Consider the following 11,961-nt stretch of genomic DNA (forward strand, 5'->3'; position numbering starts at 1 on the left):
CGCCCCCCTACCGGGGGGGGAGCCGCGCCGGTCATCCTGCCTATACTTGCGCCGGAGACAAGGAGACCTTCATGTACATAACACAAGTATTACACCGCAATTTACAGCAATTCCCCGAGCGCCCGATGACCATCCACGGCGAGCGGCAACAGACGGTCGATCAGTTCGTCGACCGCGTCGCACGCCTGGCCGGCGCCTTGCGCCTGCTCGGCGTCGAGGAGGGCGACCGGGTCGCCATGCTGGCGCTGAACTCGGATCGCTATCTCGAATACCTGTTCGCAGTGCCCTGGGCCGGCGCGGTGCTCAATCCCTGCAATACCCGCTGGAGCGCGAAGGAAAACGCGTATGCGCTGGCCGATTCGGGCAGCAAGATCCTGATCGTCGACGACAGCTTCAAGGCCATGGCCCCGGCGCTGCGGGCCGAGGCGCCCTCGATCACCCACCTGGTGTACGCCGGCGACGGCGAGCCGCCGGCGGGGATGCTGTCCTACGAGGCCTTGCTGGCCGCCGCGCCGCCGCTGGCCGACGCGCGCCGTGGCGGCGACCAGCTGTTCGGCATCTTTTATACCGGCGGCACCACCGGCTTTCCCAAGGGCGTCATGCTCAGCCATTCCGCCTTCTGGAGCAGCCAGATCGCCTTGATGGCCGGCGAGGTGGGCGAGCCGGGCGAGGTGATGTTGCGCGCGGCGCCGATGTTCCATCTGGCCGACATGGCGTTCGGCTACGCCGCCACCTTGCTGGGCGCCACCCATGTGATCGTACCCGCCTTCCATCCGGTGGCGGTGATCGAAGCGATCGCGCGCCACGGCGTGATGGCGACGCTGCTGGTGCCGACCATGATCCAGATGCTGGTACAGCATCCCGACGCCAGCCGCGCCAAGCTCGGCTCGCTGCGCTACCTGGCCTACGGCGGCTCGCCGATCCAGGAGCAGGTATTGAGCGACCTGTTGACGATGCTGCCCGGCCTGCGCCTGACCCAGGCCTACGGCCAGACCGAGATGTCGCCGGTGGTCACCATCCTCGGCCCGGAGCAGCACGGCAGGGAAGGCGCGGCCGCCGGCCTGCTGCGTTCCTGCGGCCGCGCCGGCATGGCGGTGGAGGTGCGCGTGCTGGACGCCGGCGGCGATCCGGTCGCGCCGGGCTGCGTGGGCGAGATCGTCGCGCGCGGCCCCAACATGATGAGCGGCTACTGGAACAAACCCGATGAAACGCGGCTCGCGCTGTCCGCCGACGGCTGGCTGCACACCGGCGACGCCGGTTGCATGGACGAGAACGGCTATCTGTTCATCGTCGACCGGGTCAAGGACATGATCGTCAGCGGCGGCGAAAACGTTTTTTCCGCCGAGGTCGAGAACGCGCTGGCCAAGCATCCCGATGTCGCGATGTGCGCCGTGATCGGGATCCCGGATGCGCGCTGGGGCGAGATGGTGCACGCGGTGGTGGTGGCGCGGCCGGGCCGGGCGCCAACGCCGCAGCAGCTGATCGCGCACTGCCGCGAGCTGATCGCCGGCTACAAGTGTCCGAAAAGCGTGGAATTGCGCGAGGCCTTGCCGCTGTCGGGCGCCGGCAAGGTGCTGAAGACCAGCCTGCGCGAACCGTTCTGGCGCAACGAGGGGCGCCGCGTGCGATGAAAAAGGCCGGCGCGCAGGCACGTCCGCGCGCCGGCATGGCGGCTACAGGTCGCGGGCGATCAGCTCGCGCAGCACTTCGTTGGCGCCGCCGAAGATGCGCATCACCCGCGCGTCGGCATACATGCGCGCGATCGGATACTCGTTCATATAACCGGCGCCGCCGAACAGCTGCACGCACTGGTCGACCACGTCGCCCAGCGCCTCGGAACTCCACACCTTGTTCATCGACGCGGTGGCGCTATCCAGCGTGCCGGCGATGCACTGGCCGATGATGAAGTCGTTGAACACGCGCCCGACGGCCACCGTGGTGGCGATGTCGGCCAGCTTGAAGCGGCTGTTCTGCTGCTCGAACAGCGGCTTGCCGAAGGCGCTGCGGTCCTTGGTGTAGTCCACCGTCAGCGCCAGCGCGCGCTCGCTGTAGCCCGAGGCGATCAGGCCCAGCACCGCGCGCTCGTAAGGCAGCTGGCCCATCAGCTGATACATGCCCTGGCCCTCGACGCCGCCCAGCACGTTCTCAATCGGCACTTCGCAATTGTCGAAGAACAGTTCGCAGGTGTCCTGCGACGGCATGCCCACCTTGTCCAGCACGCGGCCGACCGAGAAGCCGGGCGTGTCGCGCGGATCCATCAGGATCAGCGACATGCCCTTCGAACCCGCGTGCGGATCGGTCTTCGCGACCACGATCAGGACGCCCATGTTGAGCGCGTTCGAGATATAGGTCTTGGCGCCGTTGATCACGTATTTGTCGCCGCGCCGCTCGGCGCGGGTGCGCACGCCCTTCAGGTCGGAACCGGCGCCCGGCTCGGTCATGGCGATGGCGCCGATGGCTTCGCCGACCGCCATGCGCGGCAGCCAGCTGTGCTTCTGCTCCTCGGTGCCGCAGTGCAGGATGTAGTGCGCCACGATGGCGTGCACCGCGCGGCCGCCGGTGAAGCCGAATTCGGCCGCGCGCGTCAGTTCGCGGTAGATCACCGCCTCGTGGCCGAAGTCGCCGCCCATGCCGCCGTAGGCTTCGGGCACGTCGGCCAGCAGCAGCCCCAGCGCGCCGGCGGTCTTCCAGGTCTCCAGGTCGACCCGGTGCTGTTGGCGCCAGCGCTCGTCGTTGGGCGCGATGTGTTCGGCGGTGAAGCGGCGCGCGCTGTCGCCCAGCAGGGTGTGCTCCGCCGACATCCAGGCGGGTTGGTAGTGTTCCAGCATGATGGTCTCCGGTGATGTGTGATGCTAGCCGAGCGTAAAGCCGCCGCCGCAGACCAGGGTCTGGCCCGATATATAGTTCGATTCCGGCAGGCAGAACAGGTAGACCGCGCCGGCCGCCTCCTCCGGCGTGCCGCCGCGCCCGAGCGGGATCTGCGCGTCCATGATCTTGACCAGCTCGGGGCTGATGCCGACCTTGATCTCGCGGCCTTCGATCTCGACGCTGGCGCTGGCGCCGGCGGTGGCTTCGGTCAGGCGGGTGCGGATGAATCCGTAGGCGACGGTGTTGACGTTGACCTTCATGCGGCCCCATTCCTTGGCCAGGGTCTTGGTCATGCCGGTGATGCCGGCCTTGGCCACGGCGTAGTTGGCCTGGCCGGCATTGCCGCCGAGGCCGGCGATCGAGGAGATGTTGACCACCTTGCGATAGACCTCGCGGCCCGCTTCGGCCTCGGCCTTGCTGAGCGCGCGCAGCACCGGCTGGGCGGCGCGCAGGATGCGGAACGGCGCGGTCAGGTGGCAGTCGAGCATCGCGTACCACTGCTCGTCGGACATCTTCTGGATCACGTTGTCCCAGGTGTAGCCGGCGTTGTTGACGATGATGTCGATGCCCTGGTAGTGGTCGACGGCGGTCTTGATGAAGCGCTCGGCGAAATCGGTGGCCGTGACGCTGCCGACGCAGGCCACGGCGTCGCCGCCGGCGGCCTGGATCTCGGCGACCACGTCGTCGGCCGGCTGCCGGTCGAGGTCGTTGACCACGACGCGCGCGCCGTGCGAGGCCAGCTTGAGCGCGATGGCGCGGCCGATGCCGCGTCCGGAACCGGTGATGAGGGCGACTTTACCGTCCAGTGTTTTCATGATGCGTGCTTTCAAAGGGGTTGATGTTGGATTCAGGCCGGCAGGGCGACGACCGCCTCGCCGATGGTCTTGACGTCGCCGTGCTCGGTGCGCGCCTGCAGCAGCACCTTCAGCAGCACCTCGCCGTCCTGTTCGCTGATCGCGGCCACCGTGCCGCTGCAGGTGATGATACTGCCCAGGTGGGTGATGCCGGCGAAGCGGACGTCGAACCGGCGCAGCCGCGCCTGCGGCGCCCAGCCGGTCAGCAGGCGGCCGAGGTAGGCCATCGACAGCATGCCGTGGCCGAACACGTCCGGCATGCCTGCCTTGCGCGCGAAGTCGGTATCGATATGCAAGGGCATGTGGTCGCCGGACGCGCCGGCGAACAGGGCCAGCGTGGCGCGGTCCAGCGGCGGCAGCGTCAGCGGCGGCAGCAGGTCGCCGACCACGGCGCCGGCGAAGGGGGAGTTGTGCATGGCTGTCCTTAGTGTCGAATGACGATGATGGCGCGGATGGTCGCCACCGTGACCTGGTGCTGGTTGCTCACCGTCGATTCCTTGACCAGGAATTCCAGCGCGCCGTTCTTCTTGTCGTAGATGTCGGCGATGGTGGAGCGGACGGTGACGGTGTCGCCGGCGCACACCGGCGCCAGATAGGTGAACTGCTGCTCGCCGTGCAGCACGCGGCCCAGGTCGACGCCCATCTCGACCAGCGCCGGCAGGAAGGTGTCCGCGTCGAGCTCGGCGGCGAACAGGAAGGTCGGCGGCGCCGGCAGCGACGGATAGCCGGCCGCGACGGCGGCGCGCTCGTCGAGGTAGACCGGGTTGGTCTCGCCGATCGCCTTGGCGAAAAAGCGCAGCCGTCCCCTTTCGATGTCCAGCACCGCCGGCGGCAGGATCTTGCCGATGTGTTTGCGGTCGATCATCGCGCTTCCTTCCCGTACAGCGTCACCACGGCGGCGCCGCCGAGGCCGAGGTTGTGCTGCAACGCCAGCCGCGCGCCGCCGACCTGGCGCGCGTCGGCCCGGCCGCGCAACTGCTGGGTCAATTCGTAGCACTGCGCCAGGCCGGTGGCGCCCAGCGGATGGCCTTTCGACAGCAGGCCGCCGGACGGATTGGTCACGACTTTGCCGCCGTAGGTGTTGTCGCCGTCGTCGATGAACTGGGCGGCGCCGCCGGGTGGGCAAAAGCCCAACGATTCGTAGGTGATCAGCTCGTTGTGGGCGAAGCAATCGTGCAGCTCGCACACGTCGATGTCGTCCGGGCCGACGCCGGCCTGTTCATACACCATGGCGGCCGCCTCGGCGCCCATGCGGTAGCCGACCAGGTCGATCATCGAGCGGGTGTCGAAGGTGGCGGGCCGGTCGGTGGTCATGGCCTGGGCCAGGATGCGCACGTCGCTGCGCGCGCCGTGCTTGCGGGCGAACGCTTCCGACATCAGGATGGCCGCGGCGCCGCCGCAGGTGGGCGGGCAGGCCATCAGCCGCGTCATGACGCCCGGCCACAACACAGGCGCCTGCATCACCTCGTCGGTGGAGACCACCTTGCGCAACAGCGCCATCGGATTGTGCGCCGCATGGCGGCTGGCCTTGGCTCGGATCTTGGCGAAGCTTTCCATCGGCGTGCCGTAGCGCTGCATGTGCTCGGCGCCGGCGCCGCCGAAATAGCGCAGCGCCAGCGGCAAGCCTTCGCCGCCGGCGATCTGTTCGCACAGGTCGTCGAAGCGGCCGAAGGAACTGGGACGGTCGTTCCAGTGGGTCTCCAGCGCGCCCGGCCGCATCTGCTCGAAGCCGACCGCCAGTACGCATTCGGCGGCGCCGCTTTCGATCGCCTGGCGCGCCAGGAACAGCGCACTGGAGCCGGTCGAGCAGTTGTTGTTGACGTTCAAGACCGGCACTCCGCTCATGCCGACTTCGTAGACGGCGCGCTGGCCGCAGGTGGAGTCGCCGTAGACATAGCCGGCGTAGACCTGCTGCACCGACGCGTAGCCGATGCCGGCGTCGGCCAGCGCCAGGCGGATCGCGGCGGCGCCCATCTCGTGGTAGGGCGCGCTGGCGCCGGGTTTGGTGAACGGGATCATCGCGACGCCCGCGACGCATGCGGTTTGCTTCATGGTGTGTTTTCCTGAAAGTGAATGACTGAACCTTACATGGCGTGCGCCTGCGCCACCCCCCCACGCATGGGGGGGGATTCGGCGGCGCGGGAGGTCTACAGTCCGTAACTGCGAGTCAACTTGACGCCTCTCGCCGAATGCCGTAGCGTTCGTTTAATGCTGACTCGCCGTGGGCAAGGCGCTGTACCAAGATGATATCGATGTCAAACACCATGTCCACGTCCGTGCTTCCGGCCGAACCGGGAATTATTTTTCGGCGCACCAAGATCGCGCCGCCGCCGAGCGGCAAACGCTGGGTGCACCGCGCGCGCCTGTTGACGCTGCTGGGCGTGCCGCCGCGCGCGCGCCTGAGCCTGATCCACGCCGGCGCCGGCTTCGGCAAGTCGGCCTGCCTGTTGCAGTGGCACCAGGCCTTGCAACTTGGCGGCACCAAGGCCGCCTGGCTCAGCCTCGATCACGACGACCGCGACGACCTGCTCACTTTCATCGCCTACGTCGCCGCCGCGATCAATCGCGTCTGTCCCGGCATCGGCGACGAGGTGATCGAGCTGGCCAGCCGCTACAGCCAGCGGGTGCGCCCGGAAGACTTGCAGACCACGCTGATCAACGAGATCCACGCCTGGCCGGAGCCGCTGGTGCTGATCATCGACGACTATCATTTCGTCGAGGCGCAGGAGATCCACGACTGGCTGAGCGATTTCATCGCCCGCGCGCCGGCCAATTTTTCGCTGGCGCTGGCCGCGCGCTCGGTGCCGCCGATGCGGCTGACGCGGCTGCGCGCCGCCGACCAGGTGAGCGAGCTCGGCGCCTTCGAGCTGGCGCTCAGCTTCGGCGAGGTGCGCGATTTCATGCAGGGCGCCGGCGCCGAGCAGGTCGACGGCCAGGACATCGTGACCCTGCACGACCGCACCGAAGGCTGGGTGGTGGGGCTGCAGATGATCGCCATCGCGCTGCGCGGCAAGCGCACGCTGGCGCAGACGCTGGCCACCTTCGGCGGCGACGCGCGCTCGGTCAGCGATTACCTGCGCGGCGAAGTGCTCGACAGCCTGCCGCCGGAGCTGGTGGATTTCATGTTGCGGGTCTCGGTCTCGGACCGCTTCTGCGCCGGACTGTGCAACGCGTTGACGGGCGGCGACAACGCGGCCGGCCTGCTGGCGCAGATCGAGTTGCGCCAATTGTTCATCCTGCCGCTCGACGAACAGGGGCAGTGGTTCCGCTTCCACCATTTGTTCGGCGCCTTCCTGCGCGCCCAGGCCAAGACCCGCCTCGGCGACGAACTGGGCGCCTTGCACGGCCGCGCCTGCGCCTGGTTCGCCGACCAGGGCCTGTGGAACGAAGCGGTGCGGCACGCCATCGCTTCCGGCGACGAGATGCGCGCGCTGGAGATCGCCGAGCGCTGCGCCATGGAGCTGGTGCGCGACGGCGACTACCTGTCGCTGCAAAACCTGATCGACCGCTTGCCGCAGGGGCCGCATCGCCACGGCGTGCACCTGCTGCTGGCGCAGGCGTGGGCGCTGATGCTGAACGGCCGGGTGGACCAGGTCGAATCCCTGCTGGCCGAGATCGAAGCGATCCAGCCCAGGCTGGCGGACGGCAGCGGCGCGCTGGCGATGGACATGATGGCGGTGCGCGCCAACCTGGCCTATGTGCGCGACGATTCGGACGGCATCGACCGCATCCTGGCACCGTGGCAGGGCACGCAGGCGGTCGCCAGCCCATGGGTGTGCGACGTGCTCAAGGTGGCCGGCAGCGTCAACCACACCTGGCGCGGCCACTTTGCGGCGGCGCGCGACTATCTGCCGTGCGTCACCACCTTCCGCCGCGCCTTCCAGCTGGTGATGTTCGGCTGGAACTGGTTCTGCGAGGGCCGTCCCGAGGAGGCCAGGCAGCAATGGCTGAGCGCGCTGGAACTAGCCGACAGCGAGCTGGGCGCGCAATCGGTGGCGTCCGCGCTGGCGCGCGTGCCGTTGGCGCGCCTGGCCTACGAGCGCGGCGCCTTCGACGAGGTCGAGATCCTGATGGCCAACCGCATGGGCTTGATCGAGCAGGTCGGCCTGACCGATTTCCTGGAACAGGGCGTGTACGCGTTGTCGTGGGCGCGCCACGCGAGCGGCAACCGCGCCAACGCCATCGAACTCAACGAAGGATTGCGGCTGTTTGCAATCGAACGCGCCATGGTGCGGCTGGAGGTGCACGCCAGTATCGAGCTGATGCGCATGTGCTGGCAGTCGCAGCCGGAGCGCGTGGCGCAGCTGGCGCAACGCATGCACGCCATCGTGCGCACGCCGCAGAGCGGCCAGATCCGTTCGACCCGCTGGCTCAGCGGGCGTCTGGCGGCGGTCGGCGTGGCCTTTCACAAGGCCGTGTCGACGCTGTCGCCGGACAGCCTGGATGGCTTCGAGGCGATCGTGCTCGACATCGTGGCGATCGCCAAGGGGCCGCATGTGCTGAGCGCCTGCATGTTGCTGGCCATCGCGCGGCGCCAGGCCGGCAACGACCGGCAGGCGCGCGCCGCGCTGGCGCAGGCGCTGCTGATCGGGCAGCAGCTCGGCCTGGGCCGCAGCCTGGTCGACGGCGGCGACTGGGTGCTGCCGATGCTGGTGCTGCTGCGCGACGGCGGCGAAGGCCGCGCGGCGGGCGTCGCCGACGACTATCTGGAACGCCTGATCGCCTCCTGCGGCCAGGCGCCCGCCGCCGCGGAGGAGGCGGCCGCGCCGGCGCCGCCGGCCTTGCTTGAATCGCTGAGCAAGCGCGAGCTCGACATTCTGGTGCTGATCGAGCGCGGCCTCAGCAACAAAGCCATCGGCCAGACCCTCAGCATCGGACCGGAAACGGTCAAGTGGCATCTGAAGAATTTGTTTGGCAAGCTCGGTGTCAACAACCGCCAGCTGGCGGTGATCCGCGCCCGTTCCCTGTCCCTTCTCGCGTAGGCGCGCCGTGGCCGGCCCCCCCATCAAGGGGGCGGGCCGGCGCGGCGGCCAGCCTATTATTTCTTCGCGCGTCAACGCGCGAACCAATAACGCTTAGAAGATGGAGACGGAAATGACCACCAAACCGATGCTGACGAGCTGCGCCTCGCTGCTGTCCCTGTGTTTCCCGGCCCACGCGGCCGATACGACGGCGACGGCCGATCCCGAACCGGCCGCGCAGACGGTGTACGTGACCGCCAACAAGGGACAGCCGCAGATCCTGGTCGAGGCGCCGATGTCGGTGCAGGCGTTCTCCGGGAAGGAGCTTGCGGCCAAGAACGTGTACAAGCTCGACGACCTGATCACCGCCGTGCCCGGCGCTTCGCAAAGCGAGCAGCTCGGCGAATTCAACCGCACCTATTCGATCCGCGGCTCCGGCAGCGGCGGCGGCGCCGGCGATGCGATGCTGGGCTACTACGTCGACGACACGCCGTTCGTCACGCCCAACCTGCAGATCGCGCCGCCGCTGCGCCTGATGGATATCCAGCAGGTCGAAGTGCTGCGCGGTCCGTACGGCACCTTGTACGGGCAGGGCGCGATGGGCGGCACCATGATCTTCCGCACCAGGAACCCGAGCCTGAAGGCGGTCACCGGCGACGCCGAAACCTATGTCGCCAACGTCAAGGGATCGAGCGGTGCCAGCTACGGCGCGGCGGCCGCCGTGTCGATCCCGCTGATCGAGGGCAAACTGGGGCTGCGCCTCAGCGGCGGCGGCGATTTCCGCGCCGGCTGGGCCGACGTGTACGCCGGCGCGCCGACCGGTGCGCCGCGCGCCACCGACGCCAACAAGATGCACAAGGGCGACGCGCGCGCCGTGCTGCTGTGGTTGCCCAACGAAGACTTGCGCGTACGCCTGCAATACATGCACTTCGGCGGCAAGCAGGACTACACGCAGGAGATGGCGTCGGTGTCGCCGGCGTACTTCGCCAACTACGGGGCCGTCGACGGCTACGAGAAATCCTCCAACGACCTGTACGGCGTGTCGGTCGAATACGATCTCGGCTTCGCCAACCTGACCAGCGCGACCGGCTACACCAGCTTCGACTTGTCCAACCTGTCGGGGCTGCTGGCGCCGATCGTCGGCAACGGCCGGCTGTTCAACCGCTTCAAGGGCCACAGCGTGACACAGGAACTGCGGCTGGCGTCCACCGCCGCCGGGCCGCTGCACTGGGTCGGCGGGCTGTACTACAATAACGCGGAAAGCGACATCGGCTATGACGTCGATTTCGAGGTCCCGGTCATCAACACCATCGGCTCGACCAATATCGGCACCCGCAACACCTCGGTGTTCGGCGAGGTCAGCTACGACCTGTTCGGCGGCAAGCTGGTGCCGCTGCTGGGCTTGCGCCGTTACCGCGACGACCGCAGCTTCCTCGGCACCACCGTCACCCCGGCGCCGAGCACCACCACCGGCGGCGCCAAGCCCGCCGTCACCACCTGGCGCGCCAACCTGGCCTATCACCCCGACCGCGATATGACGGTCTACTTCAACGCCGGCACCGGCTTCCGTGGCGGCATCGTGCAGGCGCCATTGCAGGTGGCGGCGCTGCGCGCCGACGGCATCATCGTCGACCAGGCGCTGGCGCCGGACCGCATGAAGAACCTGGAAGTCGGCATCAAGGGCGCCTTACGCGGCTCCCGACTGACGTACGAATTCAACGCCTACCGGCTGTTGTACACGAATATTCAATCCGGGTTGGCGACCAGCATCGGCCTGTCGGCCAACGCCACGCTGGGCGACGCGACCATGAAGGGGCTCGACTTCAGCCTGCAGTGGGAGCCGTTGAAGGGCCTGAGCCTGGGCTTGTCGGGCGACCGCAACTGGTCGACCTACGACCGCGTCAATCCGCTGGTGGCGCAGGGTATCGGCGCGGTGGTCAGGGATGGCGGGCAGCTGATCAATACGCCCAAGTACACGGCGCGCGTCGACATCGGCTACACCACGCCGCTCAATGCCGCCTGGGCGTTCTACAGCAACGCCTCGGCCGCGCGGATCGCCTCGCGCCTCAACCAGGGCGGCGCCTCCACCGCCGAGTTCAATCTGTTCGACGGCAATATCGGTCTGCGCGGCGTCCGCTATGAGACCGAGCTCTACGGCCAGAACCTCGGCGACGCGCATGGTCCGTGGTCGATCCGCCGCCCCGGCTTCATCGCCGGTCCGACGCCGCGTACCGTCGGCGTGCGTGTGCGCTATCATTTTTAAGCGAGGTCAACTATGAGCCTGGATGCCGATCTGCTGCGCCTGCAACGCTCGCTGCCGGATGATTTTCCAACGCCGGTCGACTGGCCGGCGGCGCGCGCGGCCAACAAGGCCAGGGCGGAGTCGTTCGTCGTGGCCGGCGCGCTCACCTGGGTCAAGACAATCGAGGAGCATCGCATCGGCAAGCGCGCCGGCGCGGCTGGCGTGCGCGTCTATCGTCCGGACGGCGCGCCGTCGATGACGGTGATCTATTTTCACGGCGGCGGCTGGACCGTGGGCGATCTCGATACGGCCGATCCCGCCGTGCGCAAGATCTGCCACCACCTCGGCGCCATCGTCGTGTCGTGCGGCTACCGGGTGGCGCCGGAGCAGCCGTTCCCCGCCGCCTACGACGATGCGCTGGCCGCCGCAAGGTGGGTGCTGTCGCACATCGTCGAACTCGGCGGCGATCCGGAGCGGGTGGTGATCGCCGGCGACAGCGCCGGCGGCAATCTCGCCGCCGCCGTCACCATCGCGCTGCGCGACGAGGCGCGCCAAGCGGTGGGACGTCCGGCGGCCGCGCTGCCGGCGTTGCGCGCGCAACTGCTGCTGTATCCGGTGGTGGACTTGCGCGGCGGCGCGCGCAAGGCGGGTTCCTATCTCGCCGACCGCGATCCCGGCCTGCGCACGGCGGTGATGGAGGCGTGCATGGACGCGTATGTGCAGCGGGCAACCGCCGCCGACTGGCGCGTTTCGCCGTCGGCCAGCGCGGATTTTTCCGACTTGCCGCCGGCGCTGGTGGTGGTGCTCGGCGTCGATCCCTTGCGCGATCAGGCCGTCATGTATGCCGCCTCCCTGCGCAAGGCCGGCGTGCGGTGCGAATTGATCGAATTCCCGCACCTGACGCACGGCTTCACCTACATCGCCGGGCTGGTGCCGGCCGCCCGCAGAGCGTTCGACGAGGTGCTGACGCGCTTCGAACTGCTGTGTCAGAACGCGCCGCCGCACGGCAAATAGGCAGCGCAGTCCGAATTGCGTG

At 68.4% G+C, this 11,961-nt stretch carries 9 protein-coding genes; 4 read left to right on the plus strand and 5 right to left on the minus strand.

Annotated elements, in window-relative coordinates; genetic code table 11:
• The first annotated feature begins 71 nt into the window (after nucleotides 1-71).
• Nucleotides 72-1,631, plus strand: a complete 1,560-nt coding sequence (locus GW587_RS12925) for an acyl-CoA synthetase (protein WP_166103300.1) — start codon at nucleotides 72-74, stop codon at nucleotides 1,629-1,631.
• Nucleotides 1,632-1,673: 42 nt separating this feature from the next.
• Here GW587_RS12925 and GW587_RS12930 read toward each other — a convergent pair whose 3' ends face one another.
• The 5 genes from GW587_RS12930 to GW587_RS12950 are packed head-to-tail and all read right to left on the minus strand — an operon-like array spanning nucleotide 1,674 to nucleotide 5,774.
• Nucleotides 1,674-2,828, minus strand: a complete 1,155-nt coding sequence (locus GW587_RS12930; protein WP_166103303.1) for an acyl-CoA dehydrogenase family protein — start codon at nucleotides 2,826-2,828, stop codon at nucleotides 1,674-1,676.
• Between the two features lie 24 nt (nucleotides 2,829-2,852).
• A complete protein-coding gene (locus GW587_RS12935; protein WP_207393470.1) occupies nucleotides 2,853-3,683 on the minus strand; it encodes an SDR family NAD(P)-dependent oxidoreductase in 831 nt (276 codons plus the stop codon).
• A gap of 32 nt (nucleotides 3,684-3,715) precedes the next feature.
• Entirely contained in the window at nucleotides 3,716-4,138 is a 423-nt protein-coding gene (locus GW587_RS12940; protein WP_166103306.1) for a MaoC/PaaZ C-terminal domain-containing protein, read from the minus strand.
• Between the two features lie 8 nt (nucleotides 4,139-4,146).
• Nucleotides 4,147-4,587, minus strand: a complete 441-nt coding sequence (locus tag GW587_RS12945) for a MaoC family dehydratase N-terminal domain-containing protein (protein WP_166103308.1) — start codon at nucleotides 4,585-4,587, stop codon at nucleotides 4,147-4,149.
• Complete coding sequence (locus GW587_RS12950; protein ID WP_166103311.1) at nucleotides 4,584-5,774, minus strand: lipid-transfer protein; 1,191 nt, start codon at nucleotides 5,772-5,774, stop codon at nucleotides 4,584-4,586. The genes GW587_RS12945 and GW587_RS12950 overlap by 4 nt, the downstream gene beginning before the upstream one ends.
• Before the next feature lie 212 nt (nucleotides 5,775-5,986).
• Here GW587_RS12950 and GW587_RS12955 point away from each other — a divergent pair, with 212 nt between their 5' ends.
• The 3 genes from GW587_RS12955 (at nucleotide 5,987) to GW587_RS12965 (ending at nucleotide 11,939) form a co-directional block, all read left to right on the plus strand.
• Nucleotides 5,987-8,704, plus strand: a complete 2,718-nt coding sequence (locus GW587_RS12955) for a winged helix-turn-helix domain-containing protein (RefSeq protein ID WP_166103313.1) — start codon at nucleotides 5,987-5,989, stop codon at nucleotides 8,702-8,704.
• 112 nt (nucleotides 8,705-8,816) lie between these two features.
• Nucleotides 8,817-10,946: a TonB-dependent receptor gene (locus GW587_RS12960; RefSeq protein ID WP_166103316.1), complete on the plus strand. Its 2,130-nt coding sequence runs from the start codon at nucleotides 8,817-8,819 to the stop codon at nucleotides 10,944-10,946.
• A gap of 12 nt (nucleotides 10,947-10,958) precedes the next feature.
• Nucleotides 10,959-11,939: an alpha/beta hydrolase gene (locus GW587_RS12965; RefSeq protein WP_166103318.1), complete on the plus strand. Its 981-nt coding sequence runs from the start codon at nucleotides 10,959-10,961 to the stop codon at nucleotides 11,937-11,939.
• Nucleotides 11,940-11,961 lie beyond the last annotated feature (22 nt).

Source organism: Duganella aceris (genome assembly GCF_011090165.1).
GTDB classification, from domain to species: Bacteria; Pseudomonadota; Gammaproteobacteria; order Burkholderiales; family Burkholderiaceae_D; genus Rugamonas; species Rugamonas aceris.

Excerpts from the sequence above, each read along its gene's own strand:
- GW587_RS12925 (WP_166103300.1), top strand. The coding sequence starts at position 72 with ATGTACATAACACAAGTATTACACCGCAATTTACAGCAATTCCCCGAG.
- GW587_RS12930 (WP_166103303.1), bottom strand. The coding sequence starts at position 2,828 with ATGCTGGAACACTACCAACCCGCCTGGATGTCGGCGGAGCACACCCTG.
- GW587_RS12935 (WP_207393470.1), bottom strand. The coding sequence starts at position 3,683 with ATGAAAACACTGGACGGTAAAGTCGCCCTCATCACCGGTTCCGGACGC.
- GW587_RS12940 (WP_166103306.1), bottom strand. The coding sequence starts at position 4,138 with ATGCACAACTCCCCCTTCGCCGGCGCCGTGGTCGGCGACCTGCTGCCG.
- GW587_RS12945 (WP_166103308.1), bottom strand. The coding sequence starts at position 4,587 with ATGATCGACCGCAAACACATCGGCAAGATCCTGCCGCCGGCGGTGCTG.
- GW587_RS12950 (WP_166103311.1), bottom strand. The coding sequence starts at position 5,774 with ATGAAGCAAACCGCATGCGTCGCGGGCGTCGCGATGATCCCGTTCACC.
- GW587_RS12955 (WP_166103313.1), top strand. The coding sequence starts at position 5,987 with ATGTCCACGTCCGTGCTTCCGGCCGAACCGGGAATTATTTTTCGGCGC.
- GW587_RS12960 (WP_166103316.1), top strand. The coding sequence starts at position 8,817 with ATGACCACCAAACCGATGCTGACGAGCTGCGCCTCGCTGCTGTCCCTG.
- GW587_RS12965 (WP_166103318.1), top strand. The coding sequence starts at position 10,959 with ATGAGCCTGGATGCCGATCTGCTGCGCCTGCAACGCTCGCTGCCGGAT.